At 50.0% G+C, this 242-nt stretch carries 1 protein-coding gene; it reads right to left on the reverse strand.

Going from position 1 to position 242, the window contains the following annotated elements:
• Positions 1 to 242 (reverse strand): carboxypeptidase-like regulatory domain-containing protein (locus tag H6A34_RS15725; RefSeq protein WP_420870849.1); only part of this gene is annotated, 242 nt, incomplete at both ends.

The raw sequence follows: 242 nt of genomic DNA on the forward strand, positions 1-242 counted from the left end.
ACCGTCTGCGGCTTCATACCAATATATGAGAACTGCAGTTCGTTACCGCTCGATAACTTAATGGAGAAGTTTCCGTCGATATCGGTCACTACGGCGTTTTTAGTCCCTTTTTCGAGGACTGTTGCGCCGATGATTGGTTCACCGCTGGCGTCCTTTACAGTTCCCTTGACTGTCTGCGCCGACAGCGAGCCCACGATGAGCGTGAACAGCGCCACAAGCGCAAGTCGAAAAGTTTTTAAATT

Source organism: Marseilla massiliensis, from assembly GCF_016899855.1.
Lineage (GTDB): Bacteria > Bacteroidota > Bacteroidia > Bacteroidales > Bacteroidaceae > Prevotella.